18 protein-coding genes and 2 pseudogenes are annotated in these 19,016 nt (G+C 70.3%); 12 read left to right on the forward strand and 8 right to left on the reverse strand.

Going from position 1 to position 19,016, the window contains the following annotated elements; translation table 11 throughout:
- Positions 1 to 4: 4 nt before the first annotated feature.
- Entirely contained in the window at positions 5 to 568 is a 564-nt protein-coding gene (locus ACWY4P_RS52565) for a dihydrofolate reductase family protein (RefSeq protein ID WP_456207910.1), read from the forward strand.
- 199 nt (positions 569 to 767) lie between these two features.
- Positions 768 to 1,577 (forward strand): transposase family protein, encoded by an 810-nt coding sequence (locus ACWY4P_RS52570; protein ID WP_456213345.1) that lies wholly within the window; start codon positions 768 to 770, stop codon positions 1,575 to 1,577.
- 217 nt (positions 1,578 to 1,794) lie between these two features.
- Here ACWY4P_RS52570 and ACWY4P_RS52575 read toward each other — a convergent pair whose 3' ends face one another.
- Positions 1,795 to 2,415 (reverse strand): hypothetical protein, encoded by a 621-nt coding sequence (locus tag ACWY4P_RS52575; protein ID WP_456207911.1) that lies wholly within the window; start codon positions 2,413 to 2,415, stop codon positions 1,795 to 1,797.
- 227 nt (positions 2,416 to 2,642) lie between these two features.
- Between ACWY4P_RS52575 and ACWY4P_RS52580 the strand changes: the two are divergent.
- Positions 2,643 to 2,727: pseudogene (locus ACWY4P_RS52580) on the forward strand (RacP protein); the annotation flags it as partial.
- 137 nt (positions 2,728 to 2,864) lie between these two features.
- A complete protein-coding gene (locus tag ACWY4P_RS52585) occupies positions 2,865 to 3,725 on the forward strand; it encodes a hypothetical protein (protein WP_456213383.1) in 861 nt (286 codons plus the stop codon).
- 32 nt (positions 3,726 to 3,757) lie between these two features.
- On the opposite strand, the gene ACWY4P_RS52590 is transcribed toward ACWY4P_RS52585, so the two are convergent.
- The gene (locus tag ACWY4P_RS52590) at positions 3,758 to 5,701 is read right to left on the reverse strand and encodes an alpha-L-fucosidase (RefSeq protein ID WP_456207912.1); all 1,944 of its coding nucleotides are present in this window, start codon (positions 5,699 to 5,701) and stop codon (positions 3,758 to 3,760) included.
- 97 nt (positions 5,702 to 5,798) lie between these two features.
- Between ACWY4P_RS52590 and ACWY4P_RS52595 the strand changes: the two genes are divergently transcribed.
- A complete protein-coding gene (locus tag ACWY4P_RS52595; protein ID WP_456207913.1) occupies positions 5,799 to 7,784 on the forward strand; it encodes a family 20 glycosylhydrolase in 1,986 nt (661 codons plus the stop codon).
- Positions 7,785 to 7,831: 47 nt separating this feature from the next.
- Here ACWY4P_RS52595 and ACWY4P_RS52600 read toward each other — a convergent pair whose 3' ends face one another.
- The 4 genes from ACWY4P_RS52600 to ACWY4P_RS52615 form a co-directional block, all read right to left on the reverse strand.
- Entirely contained in the window at positions 7,832 to 8,791 is a 960-nt protein-coding gene (locus ACWY4P_RS52600; protein ID WP_456207914.1) for a PDR/VanB family oxidoreductase, read from the reverse strand.
- Positions 8,788 to 8,958: a hypothetical protein gene (locus ACWY4P_RS52605; RefSeq protein WP_456207915.1), complete on the reverse strand. Its 171-nt coding sequence runs from the start codon at positions 8,956 to 8,958 to the stop codon at positions 8,788 to 8,790. The genes ACWY4P_RS52600 and ACWY4P_RS52605 overlap by 4 nt, the downstream gene beginning before the upstream one ends.
- On the reverse strand, positions 8,955 to 10,049 hold the full coding sequence (locus ACWY4P_RS52610) for a Rieske 2Fe-2S domain-containing protein (RefSeq protein ID WP_456207916.1): 1,095 nt from the start codon (positions 10,047 to 10,049) through the stop codon (positions 8,955 to 8,957). The genes ACWY4P_RS52605 and ACWY4P_RS52610 overlap by 4 nt, the downstream gene beginning before the upstream one ends.
- 115 nt (positions 10,050 to 10,164) lie before the next feature.
- Positions 10,165 to 10,605 carry a MarR family winged helix-turn-helix transcriptional regulator gene (locus tag ACWY4P_RS52615; RefSeq protein ID WP_456213346.1) on the reverse strand — a complete coding sequence of 147 codons (441 nt, stop codon included), beginning with the start codon at positions 10,603 to 10,605 and terminating at the stop codon, positions 10,165 to 10,167.
- 205 nt (positions 10,606 to 10,810) lie between these two features.
- Here ACWY4P_RS52615 and ACWY4P_RS52620 point away from each other — a divergent pair, with 205 nt between their 5' ends.
- On the forward strand, positions 10,811 to 12,289 hold the full coding sequence (locus tag ACWY4P_RS52620; RefSeq protein WP_456207917.1) for an aldehyde dehydrogenase family protein: 1,479 nt from the start codon (positions 10,811 to 10,813) through the stop codon (positions 12,287 to 12,289).
- Between the two features lie 48 nt (positions 12,290 to 12,337).
- Positions 12,338 to 13,444 (forward strand): NAD(P)-dependent alcohol dehydrogenase, encoded by a 1,107-nt coding sequence (locus ACWY4P_RS52625; protein WP_456207918.1) that lies wholly within the window; start codon positions 12,338 to 12,340, stop codon positions 13,442 to 13,444.
- A 28-nt stretch (positions 13,445 to 13,472) separates the two neighbouring features.
- On the opposite strand, the gene ACWY4P_RS52630 is transcribed toward ACWY4P_RS52625, so the two are convergent.
- Entirely contained in the window at positions 13,473 to 14,273 is an 801-nt protein-coding gene (locus ACWY4P_RS52630) for an IclR family transcriptional regulator (protein ID WP_456207919.1), read from the reverse strand.
- A gap of 3 nt (positions 14,274 to 14,276) precedes the next feature.
- Positions 14,277 to 14,768: a MarR family winged helix-turn-helix transcriptional regulator gene (locus ACWY4P_RS52635; RefSeq protein WP_456207920.1), complete on the reverse strand. Its 492-nt coding sequence runs from the start codon at positions 14,766 to 14,768 to the stop codon at positions 14,277 to 14,279.
- Between the two features lie 203 nt (positions 14,769 to 14,971).
- On the opposite strand from ACWY4P_RS52635, the gene ACWY4P_RS52640 reads away from it, so the two are divergent.
- From ACWY4P_RS52640 to ACWY4P_RS52660, 5 genes and pseudogenes are all read left to right on the forward strand, one after another.
- Positions 14,972 to 15,925 (forward strand): SDR family NAD(P)-dependent oxidoreductase, encoded by a 954-nt coding sequence (locus ACWY4P_RS52640; protein WP_456207921.1) that lies wholly within the window; start codon positions 14,972 to 14,974, stop codon positions 15,923 to 15,925.
- A 20-nt stretch (positions 15,926 to 15,945) separates the two neighbouring features.
- The gene (locus tag ACWY4P_RS52645; RefSeq protein ID WP_456213347.1) at positions 15,946 to 16,827 is read left to right on the forward strand and encodes an amidohydrolase family protein; all 882 of its coding nucleotides are present in this window, start codon (positions 15,946 to 15,948) and stop codon (positions 16,825 to 16,827) included.
- Positions 16,828 to 16,894: 67 nt separating this feature from the next.
- A complete protein-coding gene (locus tag ACWY4P_RS52650) occupies positions 16,895 to 18,397 on the forward strand; it encodes an acyl-CoA synthetase (protein WP_456207922.1) in 1,503 nt (500 codons plus the stop codon).
- Between the two features lie 47 nt (positions 18,398 to 18,444).
- The gene (locus tag ACWY4P_RS52655) at positions 18,445 to 18,900 is read left to right on the forward strand and encodes a MaoC family dehydratase (protein ID WP_456207923.1); all 456 of its coding nucleotides are present in this window, start codon (positions 18,445 to 18,447) and stop codon (positions 18,898 to 18,900) included.
- Positions 18,901 to 18,912: 12 nt separating this feature from the next.
- Positions 18,913 to 18,984, forward strand: a pseudogene (locus ACWY4P_RS52660) (transposase); the annotation flags it as partial.
- Positions 18,985 to 19,016: the final 32 nt, after the last annotated feature.

Genomic DNA, 19,016 nt, shown 5'->3' on the forward strand with positions numbered 1-19,016 from the left:
GCTGATGCGCAGCGTGACCTATTCGATGGGCGTCTCACTTGACGGCTACATCGTCGGGCCGGACGGCGGCTTCGACTGGACGGCGCCCGACGTGGAGGTCTTTCGCTTCTGGATCGACGAGATTCGAGAGGTCGGCGTCCACCTGTTGGGACGACGGCTGTACGAGACGATGCTGTACTGGGAGACCGCCGACCAGGATCCATCGCTCGACGACTCAATGCTCGAGTGGGCCGCGATCTGGAAGCCGCTGCCAAAGGTGGTGTTCTCCACCACGCTGTCGGCGGTGCAGGGCCATGCCCGCCTGGCCTCCGGCGGCCTGGCGGAGGAGATCGAGCGGTTGCGAGCCGAGCCGGGGGAGGGCGACATCGCGATCGGCGGCGCGACTCTCGCCGCCGAGGCGGCCGCGTTGGGTCTGATCGACGAGTACCGGGCCATGGTCTACCCGGTGCTGGTTGGCGGTGGCATTCCGTTCTTTCCCCAGCGCGAGCGCCGGGTGGATCTCGAACTCGTCGAGACCCGCACCTTCAGCTCGAGAGTCGTCTACCTCCGCTACCGGGTGGCGCGTTAGCCGGCTCGTCCGCCGAGCCCTGGGAAGAACGGGCCGGCCAGTGACGTTTTCTCGGCGAAACGACCTGCGCGAAGCGGCGTGAACTACCGTCTGGCGAAGGCGAGTCGGACGGACCACACCCGACCGCAGACGCACGCAAAGCCACTGGTAGGACAGGTCTCACCACAAGATCATGTCCGCAACCACCAGAGGCTTCACGTTGGTCACCTATGTCGCCACGCTCGACGTCCCGCGCCACGTCGTGGACCACCTCTCACGCTTGCTGGCCGCACACCGGCGGCGGATCGGCACCCCGCGCGGCAGCCGGGCACTCGGCCCGTTCCGCCAGGCCGTCCTGGTTCTGCGCTGGTTCCGCGAACGCGGCTGCGTGCACTGCCTGGCGCGCGACGCCGGCATCTCCCAGGCCACCGGCTACCGCTACCTCCACGAGGCCATCGACATCCTCGCCGACCAAGCCCCGGAACTGCACAAGGTCCTGGACCGGTGCCGACGCGAGGCCATGACCCACGTGATCCTGGACGGCACCCTGATCGAGTCCGACCGCCTCGCCAGCGTCCGCGACAACGGCAACGACCTATGGTTCAGCCAGAAGCACAAAGCATTCGGCGGCAACGTGCAGTTCCTGGCCGCACCCGACGGCACCCCGCTGTGGGTCTCCGACGTCGAGCCCGGCTCCACCCCTGACATCACCGCCGCCCGCATCCACGCACTCCCCGCGCTGTACGGCGCGGCGGCCAACGGCCTGCCCACCCTGGCCGACAAGGGTTACATCGGCGCCGGAATCGGCATCCTCGTCCCGGTCCGGCGCCCGAAGGGTCGCTCCGAACAGGCCCTGCATGCCGACACACGCACCACGAACAACCTGATCAGAGGCGTCCGCGCCCTCGGAGAACGCGCTGCCGCCGAGCTCAAGCAGCGCTGGCGCACCCTGCAACACATCACCCTCAGCCCGAGCCGAATCGGCGACATCGCCAGGGCCGCCCTCGTCCTCAACCGAATCTGGAAATGATCGTCACTGAGAAGACGTCACTGCCCCACAAAGGCCCCCGCAAGGACAGCTGGTCCAAGCGTCCCCGGCATTCCCACTGAGCCCTCCACGCTCACGGCGCTGATCATTTGCCGCAATTGCGCCTTCTTGGAACTCGTCCAACTCAAGCTCGTCCGGCTTCGGCGGAGCGGCGACTGGTTCGTCTGAGTGCACTGCCGGACGCGTCGGTCCAAGCCGCTCACAGGAACATGGAGTTGTAGCCATATGTGAGGTATCGGCCGCGCGCCTCGAACAGTTCCTCAGGGTCGTCGTCCGGGCCGATCTCGCCCTCGACCGCGACGGCGTCTTTCCACCGCTCTCCCCGCTCGTCCTGCCGGATGAAGACGCCCTTTCCTTCCGGCAGTACCGGCTGTGCCAGCTCGGGGAGCGCAAGGAGTGCCCAGTCGATCGTCACCTCGATATCTTCGGGGCGTTCTTCCGCTGTCTCCGCGAACGCGTGGACAAGAAAGTACTCAACCCACTCGCGCCTGTCCTCGTGCTCGTACTCGGTCCACTCCTCCTCGTACTCGCTCCCCGGCTCGGGGACTCCCCCTAGAGGCTCTCCACCGCCCTGAAATCTGATGGTAGTGAGCCCGGACACTTTGACCTGAAGGAACGGGTAAAGGTCCTCCTCCACGGCCAACTTGCCCTCCTGATACGTCCTCACCACGAAGTCGTCGCGCGAGTCGGCCCAGTTGCCGAGCCGTATGTATTCGATGGCTGCCTGCTTGATCTCTGCGAGGCTGTGACTGACCTCGATGTCCTCCCATCCGCCTCCACCCTGGTGGAACGACCCTTCGAACACGTAAAAGCTGTACATACCGTCTCCCCGTGGCTTTGCATGTCGCAGGTGCGCTGAACCGAGGCGGCTTGTCTACCAGATCGCGCTGTCACGTGGCGGACAAGAATCATGAGGGCCTGGGACCGTCCTTGCCGACCGATCTCGTATCTGCTGCTGGAGGGACCACGAGGGTGGGGTCAGTTGACGTTCTTGCGGCCAGCCCGGGTTCAAAACATAACTAAACGTCCTTGAACGGTCAGGCTGACGAGTTCCGCCGCTTCATCACGCACTGTCGTCCCACACGCCGCTCCTCACCCCGGAGACAAGTGGGTCCGCCACATCGTCGCCCAGCCATTTGATGTGTTTTGGCCGCACGACGGGAACCGAGCGAGCATGATGACGCCCTTCGGCCACACACCGGCACCCATGACACCGAGGGGAACACCACCATGCCGATCTGTCGGCCGCCCCGCCATCGGCCGCGGCCGATGGCGGCACGGACCTCCGCCGGGCAGCACAGACCGCAGGACGGGCCTACCTGGCCGCACCTGGGCGCCCCGCTCGCCAACCCGACCGACATCGCCGACGACGGCCGTGTCGTGGGCGTGCAGCCCGGCCAGGGCGTGGTGCTGTGGAACGCGGACGGCACCGTGACCACTCCGGGCCTGCCGTCGGGCGAGATCTCGGCAGGTATGGCCCGGCCGGGCGAGGACGGCACCGTGCCGGCGACGGCGTCCCACCAGTTCATCGACTGGCCCGGAGGACACCCGCGCGTCGCCACGTCGTACTACCGCTGGCGGCCGGAGACCAGGTTCCAGCACCTGTCGGGGCCGGGCGACGGCTCCTTCACCCCGGCTCTCAACGACAAGGGGCTCGTCGTCGGCTGGAGAGGCGACGTGGGCACCGCCTGGCGGCCCGACGGCACCGAGGCGACGTATGCCGGCTCGGTGCTCGGCGCCACGCGCACGTGGCTGCACGGCGTCAACAACCATGGCGTGGCCGTCGGCGGGGAGACCCGCCCGGGCGGCACCTCGGCGGCCATCCGCTGGGACGCGCCCGACGCCCCGCAACGGCTGGTCGACGAAGGCTTCGGCGGGCAGGCACTGGACATCAACGCACGCGGCTGGATCACCGGAACCGTACGTGCCACAGCGGACACCCTCGCCACCAACCTCCCCGCGGTGTGGGACCCGCACGGCGGCCTGCACCGGCTCGACACGATGCTGGACCTGCCCAAGGGCAGCACCGTGCAGTCGATCGACGCCATCAACGACCACAACCAGCTGCTGCTACGGATCAGCGACACCGCCGCCCACCGCACCACCACCCTGGCCGTCCAGCTCGTCTGAACACGAGTCCGCAGGAGCCGCCGAGGGCCGGTTCAGTGACGGGTGTTCGGCCGGGAATCACCGGGCTGGGCGGATGGTGCGACCGTACGGTACAGACCCACCGTCGCCAGCTGCGGTGCGGCGCGCGCGGCCAGGACCCGGATCCGGACCCGGTCGGTGCGCACCGGCGCGTCCAGCACCAGGATCCGGCTGTAGCCGACGGTGGTACCGCTCGCCGCCTGCACCCACCTGGCGCCGTCCCAGGTGTCCACCGCGAACTCCTCGACCCGCTGGCCCCGGGTGATGTTCTCGCCGAGCAGGATCTGGTCGAAGCTCTGCGCACGGGGGAGTGCCAGGACCACGCTGCCCGTGGTGGCCTGGCCCGCCGGGGACCAGCCGGTGGACAGGTCCTCGTCGGCCAGTGCGGCACCCGTCGCGTCCACTCCGGGCGCCAGCAGGTTGGTGCGGTAGGTGTCGCGGACGGCCGTGCCGAAGGAGGTGAGCGAGGCGAGATCGGCGTCGGCGATCCGCCCGTCCGTGCCGGGCGGCGCGTTCAGCAGCATCACGGCGTTGCGCCCGACGGATCGCTGGTACTTGTCGACCAGCTCGGCCGCCGACTGAGGCCGCTCGCCGGGGTGGTAGAACCAGCCGGGCCTGATCGAGGAGTCCGCCTCGGCCGGGAACCACTGCAGATAGCGCACATCGGGTCGGCCGAGCACCGCCCGGGAACCGATGTCCTCGGCCCACGCGCCACCGGGGATCAGCCCCTCGTTGTGCGCCGTGTCCGGGTCTCCGGTCGCCGGCACGGTGCTCCACTCGCTGGTCCGCGCGGTACCCGCCTCGTTGCCCACCCACCGAGTGCCCTGCGGCCCGGCGAAGACCACGGTGTCCGGCGACAGCGCCTTGATCATCGCGAACCAGGTCGTGAAGTCGTACTTCTCGCTGATCCCCGAACCCGCCCACGGGTTGGCGCCGTCCAGCCACAGCTCGTCGATCGGCCCGTACTGGGTGAACAGTTCGTAGAGCTGGTTCAGGTAGTAGGCGTTGTAGTCGTCCTCGACGACCTCGAACGTCGGCAGAGTGCCCCGGGCCACCGCGCGGGCACGGTCGTCACCGGGTACCAGGGTCGGGATCGTACGCGCTGTGGGCGTGCTGGAGTTGCCGTACCGGCCCTGGCCGGCCGGGCTCGAGGGCGCGTCCTCCAGCGTGGCCTTCTCGGCGATCGAGCGTGAGCTGGCCGGCTTGGCCTTGATCGCCGGGATGTAGGTGTCCTTGTGCCACGCCCGGGGCAGTTCGGCCCCGTCCGACGGCGACAGATAGACCCCCACCCGCAGCCCCGCCGCACGGGCCGCGCGGACGTAGTCACCGAGGATGTCCCCGCCCTGCCGTTCGCAGCCCGCCTTCCGCGCCCGCCAGTACGCGGAGGGGTCGGTGTCACGCTTCTGCTCGGCCGCGGCCCGGGCGGCGGCGGCCTCCTCGGCCTGCTCGCAGCCCGCGGTGCTGACCCACCAAGGGCTGGCGATCACGGAATGGTTGCTGTAGCGGGTGGGATAGAGCACAAAGCCGTCGTGGTGCTTGGCGGTGAAGATGACCTGCTTGGCCCCCATCGCCCGGTACGCGCGCATCCACTGCGCCACGTCGACGCCCGGCGGGGCGAAGCGTGACTCCTTCTCCATGCCCGAGCCCCACTCGCGGTCGGTGAAGGTGTTCATCCCGAAGTGGGTGAAGCCGACGATGCCGCGCTGCTGCCAGGCCACTTGGGACGGGCGCGGCACGATGTTCGCGGCCTTCTCGACGATCCGTTCTGGGCTGTCGCACTCCTCCACGGTCATGACCGGCGCCGGCCTCACGGGCTCCTGGCACCCCGCGACGCCGCTCGCCCCTTCGGCCGCGGCGGTCGCGGGCGGCAGCGTCGCCACCCCGGTCAGCGCCATGATCGCGGAGGCGATCAGGGCGCGGCGCAGAGCGCCACTCCTCGAGCACGGGAACAGATTCATCGGATGTGTTCGCCTCTCGATGCCTCGACACCGGTCACAGCCGATGAGACTAGTAACCGTGTTCCCCGCTGGGAAGTGGGTAACAACCCTCATGCCGATGGACACAAAGACCCAACGAATGCGCGCCGCCCGCAGACGCACCCGCTGGGCCGCCTGCCTCCTGGCCGCCCTGGCCCTGTTCGTGCCGCCGGCCCTTCCGGCCTCGGCGCTCACCCCCGCGTCCGCCGCCGCCCGCACTCAGGCCCCACCAGAGGTGATACCGGCCCTGACTCAGTGGACCGCCGGAACAGGCACCCTCCCACTCAACCAGGGCTCCCGCATCCTTACGCCCCCGGCCAAACGGGCCCAGGCCGACGCCGCCACCTTCGCCGACGACCTGGCCGACGCGACCGGTCTCAGACTGCCGGTGGTCACCGGGGGAGAGCCCCGGGCCGGCGATCTGGTGCTGCGCCTCGACCCCGGTGCCAAGGACCTCGGTGCGGAAGGATACGAACTTCTCGTCTCCGACACCGTTCGGGTCACCGGAGCGACCGACGACGGACTGTTCCTCGGCACCCGCACCGTGCTCCAGATGCTCCACGGCCAGACCGCACTGCCGCGCGGCCGGACCGTCGACATCCCCCGGTACCCCGAACGCGGCGTGGGAGTGTGCGCCTGCTACATCCACATCTCGATGCCCTGGTTCGAGCGGCTGATGCGGGAGATGTCCTACCTCAAGCTCAACCAACTGTGGATCGAGGCGAAAGTCGCCAGCGACGACTACCCGAAGACCAAGTTCTGGGGCTACTACACCAAGGACGAGATACGACAGCTCTCGGCCATGGCGAAGAAGTACCACATCACGCTCATACCCGAGATCAACTCCCCTGGACACATCGACCCTTACCTGCAGAACCACCCCGAACTGCAACTCACCGACTCCTCCGGCACCAAGTCGCCCTCGCGGCTGGACATCACCCGGCCCGAGGCCTACAGCTTCTACACCGGACTCCTCGACGAGGCCCTCACGGTCTGGGACACGCCCTACTGGCACATGGGCGCCGACGAGTACATGCTCGGCTCCGACTACGCCGCCTACCCGCAGATAGCCGCCTACGCGAAGGCCAAATACGGCGCGTCGGCCACCCCTCAGGACGCGTTCATCGACTTCGTCAACCGCGTGAACACCCACGTGCGGGCCGACGGCAGAACCCTGCGGGTCTGGAACGACGGACTGACCGGCGACAACACCGTCCCTCTCGCCAAGAACATCGACGTCGAGCACTGGATCTCCGAGGCCGAACAGCCGCCCTCCACACTCCTCGCGCAGGGCCACCGGGTCATGAACTCCGCCTACTCCCTCTACCTGATCCGCGGCGGCTCAAAAATGAAGACCCAAGCCCTGTACGACAGCGACTGGACACCCCTGCGCTTCGAGGGGGAGACACTGACCGGCCCCCAGCCCCAGGTCACCGGCGCCAAGATCACGATGTGGCCCGACTTCGCCTCCGAACAGACCGAAAACGAAGTCGAGACCGACGCGTTCATGCCGCTGCGCTTCATCTCCCAGGCCACCTGGGGCAGTCCCAAACCCGCCGCGACCTACAACGGTTTCGCCGAACTCGCCGGCCGGCTCGGCCACGCCCCCGGCTGGGACAACGTGACCCGCCTCCCGCTCAAGGACGGCACCTACGCACTCACCCTCCCCGACTCGGCCAAGCGGCTGACCACGGCAGGCGCCACGGAGGGATCCCCGGCCAAGCTGGCGTCCGACCCCGCCGCGACCTGGGCGCTCTCGGCGACCTCCGACGGCTACTACCGGATCCGCGCGGTCCGCGGTGGCGCCACCACCGGCAACTGCCTGGACATGGCCAGCGGCAGACGCTACCTCGGAGCACCACTGGAGGCGGGCGCCACCATCACCCAGCAGGCCTGTTCGGACAACACCCGCACACAGCGCTGGCAGCTGATCGCCAAGGGCGGAACGGTGACCCTCGTCAACGCCATCTCCCAACTCGGCCTCGCGGAGAAGGCCGACGGTCAGGCCGTACAGATGCCTCCGGACACCCAGGCGCCGACCGCGCTGCGCCCGGTGGCGGGATAGCCGGCGGGCACCGTGGCCGGACGCCTCATCGCGCATACGCCGCAGCGTCAGAGGTCCAGCACCAACCGAGCTCCCCCGCACCGCGACACGCAGATCATCATGGTCTCGTTCGCGGCCTGCTCCTGCGGCGTCAGAACCGAGTCGCGGTGGTCCGCCTCGCCCTCGATGATGTCCGTCTCGCACGTGCCGCAGGTGCCCTCGGCGCAGGAGTACAGGACCTGCACCCCGGCCTCCTGCACCGACTCCAGGATGCTGCGGTCCGGCGGTACGGTCACCGTCAGCCCGGACTGCTGGAGCACCACGTCGAACGAGCCGGCGGGGGCGTCGGCGTGGCTCTCCTTCGCCTTGAACCGCTCGACGTGCAGCGCCTCGCCGGGCCATCCGTCGGCACACCGCTCCTCCACCGCCTTGAGCAGCGGCTCCGGCCCGCAGCAGTAGACCAGGGTGCCGGGGGAGGGGGCGGCGAGGTAGGCGGCCAGGTCCAGCAACCCGTACTGATCCTCCGGCATGACGCGCACCCGGTCCCCGTAGGAGGCGGTGAGCCGGCCGGCGAACGCCATCGATGTGCGGCTGCGCCCGCCGTACAGCAGTGTCCACTCGGTGCCCGCCGCCTCGGCGGCGGCGACCATCGGCAGGATCGGGGTGATGCCGATGCCGCCCGCCACGAACAGGTAGCGGTCGGCCGGGACCAGCGCGAAGTTGTTGCGCGGCCCCCGGACCCGTACGGACGTGCCCTCGGCCAGCTTGTCGTGGACGTACGCGGACCCGCCGCGCCCGGCGGGCTCGCGGAGCACCGCGATCTGCCAGGCGCCGCGGTCACCCGGGTCGCCGCACAGCGAGTACTGCCGGACCAGCCCGTCCTCCAGCACGAGGTCGATGTGGGCGCCGGGCTCCCAGGACGGCAGCTCCTCACCGTCCAGGTGACGGAACGTCAGGGAGACGACGCCCTCGGCCTCGTCGGCACGGCGGTCGATGACGAGGCGGCTCTCGTGCTCGGGGCTGCTCACGGGGACTCCTTGTGCTCGTGACCCTCCGGGTGGGCCAGCATCCACTCCCACATCTCGATCGGGTCCTGCGCGGTGCGCTCGGCGCCGCAGTGGCACACGCCGTGCAGGGTGTCGGTGCCCGGGACCCAGTCGATGCGGTAGACCTCGGCGCTGAGGGAGCCGCTCATCGCGTCGCGGCCGGGGTGGCGGGGGCGGGCGGCGCGGCGGCCGACGCGGGCCGGCTGCCCTCGGCGGCGAGCCGGGCCAGGATGCGGCGGGCGGCCAGGCCGCCGGTGTCGATGTTGATGCTCAGCTCCTGGTAGCCGGCCGACTCCTGGTCCAGGGCCTTCTGCAGCAGGTTGAGTGCGGTGACGTCCTGCATGACGACCGTGTGGTTGTTGTCGTGCAGGAAGGTGCTGACCTCGTCGTCGCCCTGGGCGAAGTCCCGGGAGACCGCCCAGAAGTCGTACACGTGCTTGTCGGTGGACGGCGTGATCGCGTACGTCACCTCGACGTGGAAGGCGTCCGGGTCGGTGCCGTCGGCGTGGGGCTCCACGCCGACCGGGGCGATCCGGCTGTGCAGCAGATACAGGCACGGGGCGTGGTACTCGATGTCCTGCCAGCGGGTGATGCGGCCCTCGATGCCGGTGGACCGGGAGTAGAACGGCGGGCAGGCCGCGTCGTCCATGTGGCGGCTGACCCGTACGATGCCGGCGCCCTCGTCGACCTCGGTGCTGATCGGGGTCTCGGCGACCTCGGGGGTGCCGATGTAGCCGCCGTGCAGGTATGTCTCGTGGGACAGGTCGAGCAGGTTGTCGACCAGCAGCCCGTAGTCGCAGTCGATCGGCTCCATGCCGCAGACGGTCTTCCAGCGCGGGTCGGCCATGTGCGGGGCCCGGGGGACGGCGGCGGCGTCGGCGAGGTCCGGGGCGCCGATCCACACCCACACGAACGAGTCCTGCTCCACCACCGGGTAGGAGCTGATCCGCGCGGTGCGCGGGATGCGCTTCTGGCCGGGCACGTACACACAGGTGCCGGAGGTGCCGTAGGTGAAGCCGTGGTAGCCGCACACCAGGTTGTCGCCGTCGAGCCGGCTCGGGGCGGCCGACAGCGGGTAGCGGCGGTGCACGCAGCGGTCCGCGAGGGCCACGACCTCGCCGGTCTCCTCCGTGCGGTAGAAGACGACCGGCTCGTTGAGGATGGTGCGGCCGAGCGGCTCGCGCCCGACCTCACGGCCGTAGGCGGCGACGTACCACTGGTTCCTGGCGAATTCGGTCATGACAGGTCCCGTCCGTCGTTGGAGGGTTCGTTGTGCAACACCATCGGGACCGGCGTCATGCCCCGGCAACACCCCTTCCGCCTGACGGAAGGATGGGCCTCGGGACTGTGCGGAATCAGTGCGGCGGGCGGTCGGACAGGGCGGCGCGGCAGCGGTTGAGGTAGTCCTCCAGGTCGTTGCGCTGCCGGTGGGTCAGGCCGGAGAGCATGCGCTCCTCCAGCGCCTCGACCGCCTCGTCGAGGGCGGCGAGCAGCTCGCGGCCCGCGTCGGTGAGGCTGATCAGCAGTACTCGGCGGTTGTGCGGGTCGCGGCGGCGGACGATCAGACCCCGCTTCTCCAGGGCGGTGACCATGTCCGCCATCGACTGCGCGGTGACGAAGGAGTTGCGGGCCAGCTGCGCCGAGCTCAGCCCGTCGCGGCGGCGCAGCACGGTGAGCGCGGTGTACTGCAGGGCGGTGATCCCGGCGGGCTTGACCAGTTCGTCGATCTGCGAGCGCGCCGCGAGTTCGACCTGTTTGACGGCGTACAGCAGTGAGGGGCGCGGTACTTCCGCCACGCTGCCGGGGGTGGGGTCGCTGCCGGTTTCCGCTGCGCGCGTCACCTGGTCCTCCGCTTCCGTGCGTTTCAGGTTTCCTGATTATGCCCACCCTCTTGCTTTCCTTCGGAAGGGGGCGTAACCATCAGGAAACCTGTTGGTCGCATCAGTGCGGCCGGCATCAGCGCGACGCGGTGCGCGACCGCACCGGGAAGGTGAGCGGGCCATGTCCGAATCCGGGGAGCAGAACGCCTCCGCCGTGACCCGGCCGCACATCGAGCCGGGCAGGCTCTTCATCGGCGGCGAGTGGTGGGAGGCCGGGGCGAACGGGCGTCGGGAGGTCGTCGATCCGTCGACCGGCACGGTGATCACCACCGTCGCCGAGGCGGACGTCGCCGACCTCGACGCGGCCGTCGACGCGGCCCGCGGGGCGTTCGAGGGCTGGGCGCGGACACCCGGGCGGGTGCGGGCCCGGATCCTGCACCGGGTCGCCGACGTCGTCCGCGAGCGCGAGGACGAGCTGGTCGCGGTCGAGAGCGTGGACGTCGGCAAGCCGGTCACACTGTCGCGCGCGGTGGACGTGGCGACGGCGGCGGAGCAGTACGAGTACTGCTCGGCGCTGGCGCAGAGCGTCGACGGCGCCACCCGGCAGACCCCGATCCCGTCGCACGCCTACACCCGCCGCGAGCCGCTCGGCGTGGTCGGCGCCATCACGCCCTTCAACTTCCCGCTGATCCTCAGCAGTTCGAAGATCGGCCCGGCGCTCGCGGCCGGCAACACGGTGGTCCACAAGCCTGCCGAGGAAACCCCGCTCAGCGCCCTGCTGATGGCGGAGATCCTCGCTGAGGCCGGGGTTCCGGACGGGGTGGTCAACGTCGTCACCGGCGGCGGCGCGGTCGGCGAGGCGCTGCTGCGACACCCCGGCGTCGACAAGATCGCTTTCACCGGTTCAACCCGGGTCGGCAAGCTCGCCGCCGCCGTGGCGAGCGAGAGCCTGAAGCCGGTGACCATGGAGCTGGGCGGCAACGCGGCCCAGATCGTGTTCGAGGACGCCGACCTGGACAAGGCGATCGGCTCCGTCATCAAGGGCTTCGTCTTCAACACCGGCCAGTTCTGCATGGGCGGCCCGCGGCTGCTCGTCCACCGCTCCCTCCACGACACCGTCCTGGAGATCCTCTCCCAAGCGGTCGCGGGGATCCCGCTCGGCGACCCGTTCGACCCGGCGACGGTCATCGGGCCGATGGCCGCGGCGCGGCACCTGGAGAATGTCGAGAAGTACGTGGCCATCGCCCGGGAGGACGGCGGCCGGATCATCACCGGCGGCGAGCGGCTGGAGCTGGGCGGCGGCTACTACTACAAGCCGACCGTCATCGCCGGCCTGGCCAACGACTCCCGCGCCGTCCAGGAGGAGATCTTCGGCCCGGTGCTGACCGTGCAGCCCTTCGACACCGAGGACGAGGCGGTCGGGCTGGCCAACAGCACCCCGTACGGGCTCGCCTCGGGCCTGTGCACCAACGACCTCGCGCGCGCACACCGGGTGGCGGCCCGGCTCCAGGCGGGCATCGTCTGGGTCAACGACTGGGCCATGCTCGACCCGGCGGTCCCGTTCGGCGGGGTCAAGCAGTCCGGCTACGGGCGCGAGTACGGCCCCGAGGGCCTGGAGCCCTACACCAAGGTCAAGTCCGTCGTCATCTCCCTCGCCTGACGCGCTCCGCACGTCGCCCGAACCGCGTCTCCAAGGAGTCCGCTCATCATGACCACCACCACTGCCGCCGCCATCGTCGAGTCCGCGGGCGCCGGCTTCTCCCTGACCGAGGTGGACCTCGCCGAGCCCCGCCCGGACGAGGTGCTCGTCCGCATGGTGGCCGCCGGGGTGTGCCACACCGACCTCGGCGTCGCCGCGGGCGCGCTGCCCTTCCCGCTGCCCGGAGTCCTCGGCCACGAGGGCGCCGGCGTGGTGGAGGCGGTCGGCTCCTCCGTCACCCGGGTCGTCCCCGGCGACCAGGTGCTGCTGTCGTTCACCTCCTGCGGCAGATGCGGCGGCTGCCGCGGCGGCCACCCCGCCTACTGCGACGCCTGGCTGCCGCTCAACCTGCTCGGCGGCGCCCGCGCCGACGGCTCGCCCACCATCACCCGGGGCGGCGAACACCTCGGCGGCCACTTTTTCGGCCAGTCCTCCTTCGCCCGCAACGCCCTGGTGGACGAGCGCAGCCTGGTCAAGGTGGACGCCGACGCGCCGCTGGACCTGCTGGCCCCGCTCGGCTGCGGCGTGCAGACCGGCGCGGGCGCCGTCTGGAACGTCCTGAAGCCCGCGCCCGGCGCCGCCATCGTGGTCACCGGTGCCGGCGCGGTCGGTCTGTCGGCCGTCATGGCCGCCACCCTCACCCCGGCCACCCGCATCATCGCCGTCGACCGCGTCCCCGACCGGCTGGAGCTGGCCCGCGAGCTCGGCGCCACGCACACCGTCGAGGTGGGCGACGCGGACCTGAACGAGGCGATCGCCGAGATCACCGGCGGCGCGGGCGCGGACGGCGTCGTCGAGACCACCGGCAACACCGGCGTGGCCGGTGCCGCCATCGGCGCCCTGGCCGCCCGGGGCACCGCGGTGCTGGTCGGCGCCCCGGCGTTCGGCTCCACCGTCCCGGTGGATGTCAACTTCATGCTGCCGGGCCGCAATGTGGTGGGCCTGACGCTCGGCGACAGCGAGACCGAGACTCTCATCCCGGTCCTGGTCGACCTGGTCACCTCCGGCCGCATGCCGGTCGAGAAGCTGGTCAGGCACTACGAGTTCGAGGAGATCCAGCGGGCGGTCGGCGACATCGTCTCCGGCGAGACGATCAAGCCGGTGCTGCGGTTCTGAGGCCGGCGCCGTGTCCGGGCATGGCCCCTCAGCGGGGGACCGGAGCGGTCGGCGACGCCGCTCCGCTGTCCGGCTGCCAGCCGAGGGCCAGCGAGATGCCGCGCGCCGCGACCCGCACCATGGGGACCAGCGCCTGCGTGGGGCGGCCCTCGGCGTGCACCACCACGGACACCGCCGCCACCACCTCGCCGCGCCGGCCGCGTACGGGGGCGGCCACCGAGAGGGCGTCGGTGGTGATCTGCCGGTCGCTGACGGCGAATCCGGTCTGCCGGATCCGGGCCAGCATCCGGCGCAGCCGCACCGGGTCGGTGACGGTGTGCGGGGTGAACGCCCGCATCGGCCAGTCGCAGACGCGGTCCTGCAACTCGGCATCGGCGTGGGCGAGCAGCGCCAGGCCCACCCCGGTGGCGTGCAGCGGCCAGCGGGCGCCCACGTGGCTGCGCACCTTCACCGCCGTACGCCCCGAGATGCGCTCGATATAGACGACTTCGACGCCGTCGCGCACCGCGAAGTGGACGTTCTCGTGGGTCAGCTCGTAGAGGTCCTCCAGGAACGGCATCGCCGCCTCCCGCAGGCCCACTCCGCGCGGGGCGAGCGAGGCCAGCTCCCACAGCCGGAGCCCGATGTGGTAGTCGCCACCTTCGTCGCGCTCCAGCGCGCCCCAGCGGGCGAGGGCGCCCACCAGGCGGTGTGCGGTGGCCAGCGGCAGGTCGGCGCGGCGGCTGATCTCGGTGAGCGACAGTGCCAGGTTGCGCTGGTCGAACGCCGCCAGGACATCCAGCAGCCGGTCGGCGGCGGAACGCGGGCCGGATCCGGGCGCGGTCGGCACGGGTCAGCCCCGCTCCGGCTCGGCCACCCGCAGCAGCAGTGCGTGCAGGGCGGCGCGCTCGTCCTCGTCCAGCGGCCCCAGCAGGTCGTCGGTGACGCGCCGGCTCGCCTTCTCGGTAGCCCGCAGCGCCTCGCGGCCCTGGTCGGTCAGGACGACGACCCGGCTGCGCCGGTCGCCGGGGGAGGGGCGCCGCTCGGCGAAGCCCAGCTTCTGAAGGTCGTCGACGAGGCTGACGATGGCGCTCGGGTCGTACCCCAGCCGGTCGCTCAACTCGCGCTGCAGGGCGCCGTCGACGGTGGCCAGGTAGCGCAGGAGCGCGTAGTGCCGCAGCCGCAGACCGGACTCCTCCAGGGTGGCGTTGAACAGCCGCCCCGACCGCAGTCCCAGCCGGTAGAGGAGGTAACCCGTGTCGGCGTTCAGACCGCGCATCCAGGGCGCGGCCGCCACCTTGTCAGCCGTGTCAGCGATCTTCTGCTCCAGGGTCCGGGCCGTCATGAGGGCCAACAGCGTATGGGTACCAGCCGTTCCAGCATGACGCGTGTTCAGGATTTCGACAACTATTGACCTCAACAATGATTGGTCATAGCTTCTATTTCATGGGCCGGCCCGGGGCGAGCCGACGGGCGGCGCGAAGAGCGTCGAGTACCGGTTCCCCGGCGGCCTTTGAGACCCTCGTACCGAGGAAGGGACACCCAGCCGTGTCGAACACCCGCACCGATCTGACCGGCAAGGTCGCCGTCGTCACCGGCAGCGGCCGGGGCCTCGGCCTCGCCTACGCCACGGCCCTGGCCAAGGCGGGCGCCTCCGTGGTCGTCAACGACCTCGACGAGGCGGTCGCCGAGCGGGCCGCCGAATCCATAACCGAGGCAGGCGGCACGGCTGTCGCCGAGGCGGTCGCGGTCGGCACCACCGAGGCCGCCGAGCGCCTGGTCGACCGGGCCGTCTCCGAGTTCGGCCGGCTGGACATCATCGTCACCAACGCGGGCATCCTCCGCGACAAGGTGCTGTGGAAGATGTCCGACGACGACTTCGACGCCGTCATCACCACGCATCTGAAGGGCACCTTCACCCTGGCCCGCGCCGCCGCCGTACGGATGCGCGAGCAGGGCGAGGGCGGCAGCCTGATCCTGGTCGGCTCACCGGCCGGACAACGGGGCAACTTCGGCCAGACGAACTACGCCGCGGCCAAGGCGGGCATCGCCGCCTTCGTCCGCACCTGGGCCATGGAACTCAGCCGGGCAGGCGTCACCGTCAACGCGATCATCCCGGTCGCGGCCACCGCCATGACCGAGACCATCCCCGCCTTCGCCCCCTACGTCGAGGCGAACCGGGGCGGCGAGCCGCTGCCGGACTTCCTGCGCAAGGGCGAGGGCTTCGGAACCCCCGAGGACTGCGCCGCCCTCATCCCGTTTCTCGCCTCCGAGGCGGCCCGCGACGTCACCGGCCAGTGCATCGGCATCGGCGGCGACAAGCTCGCCCTCTGGTCGCACCCACAGGAGGTCGCGGTCGCCTACGCCGACGGCGGCTGGACCCCGGAGACCATCGCGGCCACCTGGCACTCCTCGGTCGGCGCCGACCCGCAGAGCTTCGGCATCCCGGCCCCGAAGACCCCGGCCCCGAAGACCCCGGCCCCGAAGACCCCGGAGGCGTGAGCGCCGTGTACCGGCCGTCCATCAACCCCGACCAACTCGTCGCGATCGACGTCCACACCCACGCGGAGGTGTCGTCGAAGGGCCAGGCCTCGCTCTCCGACGACCTGCACGAGGCGTCCAACGCCTACTTCAAGGTCGAAGGCAAGCGCAAACCCACCCTGAAGGAGACCGCCGCCTATTACCGCGCGCGGAAGATGGCGGCCGTCATCTTCACCGTGGACGCCGAGCACGCCACCGGCACCGAGCCGGTCCCCAACGAGGAGGTCGCCGAGGCCGCCGCCGCCAACGCCGACGTCCTCATCCCGTTCGCCAGCATCGACCCCTTCCGGGGCCGCGCGGGCGTACGGCAGGCCCGCCGGCTGGTGGCGGAGTACGGGGTGCGGGGCTTCAAGTTCCACCCCAGCATCCAGGGGTTCTTCCCCAACGACCGGATCGCCTACGAGCTGTACGAGGTGATCGAGGAAACCGGGACCATCGCCCTGTTCCACACCGGCCAGACCGGCATCGGCGCCGGTGTGCCGGGCGGCGGCGGCATCCGCCTGAAGTACAGCAACCCGCTGCACATCGACGACGTCTCCGCGGACTTCCCACATCTGAAGATCATCCTGGCGCACCCGTCCTTCCCCTGGCAGGACGAGGCTCTCGCGGTGGCCACCCACAAGCCGGGCGTGCACATCGACCTGTCCGGCTGGTCGCCCAAGTACTTCCCGCCGCAGCTGGTGCAGTACGCCAACAGCCTGCTGAAGGACAAGGTCCTCTTCGGCTCCGACTACCCCGTCCTCACCCCCGACCGGTGGCTCGCCGACTTCGAGAAGCTGCCGATCAAGGACGAGGTGAAGCCGAAGATCCTCAAGGAGAACGCGGCCCGCCTGCTCGGGCTGGCCACGTCCCAGGACACCTGAGCGTCGAGACGCGCAAGCGTCACATCTCGTAGTCGTAGGACTCGCAGAACTCGCGAAGGGGCGAACGATGCGCAACGAGGGACTGGGATCCTGGCCCGTACGCCGGGCCCGCAAGACCCCGCACCGCACGGCCCTGGTCCATCAGGACCGGACCATCAGCTACGCCGAGCTGTACGAGCGCACCACCCGCCTCGCCCACGCCCTGCGCACGGCCGGCATCCGGCGCGGCGACCGGATCGCCTACCTGGGCGCGAACCACCCGAGCTACTTGGAGACGATGTTCGCCTCCGGGACGCTCGGCGCCGTCTTCGTCCCGCTCAACACCAGGCTGGCGGCGCCCGAGATCGCCTTCCAGCTCAGGGATGCGGCGGCCAAGGCGCTGATCCACGACCCGTCGCACGGCGACACCGTGGCGGGCCTGCGCGGCCAGACGGACGTGAAGACGCACATCACCGTGGGACCCGACTACGAGACCCTGCTCCGCGAGGCCTCGGCCGACCCGATCGACGAGCCGGTCGGCCTGGACGACATCTGCATCATCATGTACACCTCCGGCACCACGGGCCGCCCCAAGGGCGCGATGCTCACCCACGCCAACCTCACCTGGAACGCCGTGAACGTCCTGATCGACCAGGACCTCGCGTCCGACGAGGTGGCCCTCGTGTCGGCGCCCCTGTTCCACACCGCCGGGCTGAACATGCTGACCCTCCCGGTCCTGCTCAAGGGCGGCACCTGCGTCCTGGTCGACGCCTTCGACCCGGGCGGCACCCTCGAACTGATCGAGCGGCGCCGCATCACCTTCATGTTCGGCGTCCCGGCGATGTTCGACCAGGTCGCCCGCCACCCACGCTGGGCCGACGCGGACCTGTCGTCGGTGCGCATGCTCTCCTGCGGCGGCTCGCCCGTGCCGACCTCCCTGATCGCCACCTACCAGCAGCGGGGCCTGACCTTCATGCAGGGCTACGGCATGACCGAGGCGTCCCCGGGCGTCCTGTTCCTGGACGCCGAGCACGCGGTCAGCAAGGCCGGTTCGGCCGGCGTGCAGCACTTCTTCAGTGATGTGCGCGTGGTGCTCCCCGACCTCACCCCGGCGGCGCCCGGCGAGACCGGCGAGGTGATCGTGCGCGGCCCGCACGTCATGCAGGGCTACTGGGGTCTGCCCGACGAGACCGCCGCGTCCTTCGTTGACGGCTGGTTCCGTTCCGGCGACGCCGCCCGGGTGGACCAGGACGGCTACGCCACCATCGTCGACCGGCTCAAGGACACGATCATCTCGGGCGGGGAGAACATCTACCCTGCCGAGGTCGAGAACGCCCTGCTCACCCACCCCGACATCGTCGAGTGCGCCGTCGTCGGCGTCCCCGACCACAAGTGGGGCGAGGTCCCCCGGGCCGTCGTCGTCGCTCGGGAGGGCGCGGCGCTCGACCTCGACGAGGTCCTGGCCTTCCTGACCGGACGGCTCGCCAAGTACAAGATCCCCAAGTCGGTCGTCATCGTGGAGGCCCTGCCCCGCACGGCTTCCGGCAAGCTCCTCAAGGCCCGCGTGCGCAGCATGCACGGCGCCGACTGAGCACCCCCAGCCACCTCGGCGAACCCTCAGCGAGCGGAGAGACATACATGGGCATCACCGTCAACGGCCTGGACGAGCTGAAGAAGCTGGCCGGAACCGACCTGGGCACCAGCGACTGGATCGAGGTCACCCAGGAGCGCGTCAACACCTTCGCCGACGCCACCGGTGACCACCAGTGGATCCACGTCGACCTCGAGAAGGCCAAGGAGGGCCCCTTCGGCGCCCCCATCGCCCACGGCTACCTGACACTGTCGCTGTTCATCCCGATGTTCACGGAGCTGCTGGAGGTCGAGGGCGTCACCACCAAGGTCAACTACGGCCTCAACAAGGTCCGCTTCCCTTCCCCGGTCAAGGTGGGCTCCCGCATCCGCCTAGTCGCCCGACTCGCGGAGGTCGAAGAGATCGCGGGCGGCGTCCAGATCACCGTCGACGGCACCGTGGAGATCGAGGACGCGCCGAAGCCGGCCTGTGTGCTGCAGAGCGTCTCCCGGTTCTACGCGTAACGGAGAACGTCGAGTGGCGAGGGCGACCTGCTCCAGCAGCTGACGAAGCGGTTGCTGGAGTCCGCTCTCGAGGGCGAGATCACCGGACGGCCCCGGCGAAAGGGGGCGATCAGCTC

This window comes from Streptomyces sp. LZ34 (genome assembly GCF_053890475.1).